Origin of the sequence: Pseudoalteromonas sp. 20-MNA-CIBAN-0454 (assembly GCF_040308685.1) — a bacterium.
Lineage (GTDB): Bacteria > Pseudomonadota > Gammaproteobacteria > Enterobacterales > Alteromonadaceae > Pseudoalteromonas > Pseudoalteromonas nigrifaciens.
The window spans coordinates 1-253 of sequence record NZ_JBEOOB010000206.1; the positions used below are offsets into that span (position 1 = coordinate 1).

Here is a 253-nt window from a genome sequence, read left to right on the forward strand (position 1 = left end):
GTCCGCAGCCATTGCCACGCAAACCAGCGCCGGCATGGAGCAGCAGTACCGCCAGGTGGATCAGGTGGCCACCGCGTCCCACGAAATGAGCGCCACCGCCCAGGACGTGGCCCGCAGCGCCGCCCAAGCGGCCCAAGCCGCACGGGATGCCGACCAGGCGACTCGCCAAGGCTTGACCGTTATCGACCGCACCACCGTCAACATTGGCGAGCTCGCCGCCGACATGAGCACTGCCATGGCCCAGGTAGAAGGC

At 68.4% G+C, this 253-nt stretch carries 1 pseudogene; it reads left to right on the top strand.

The annotated features are described in order from the left end of the window. Nucleotides 1-253 (top strand): annotated as a pseudogene (locus AAEZ22_RS18515) (methyl-accepting chemotaxis protein); the annotation flags it as partial.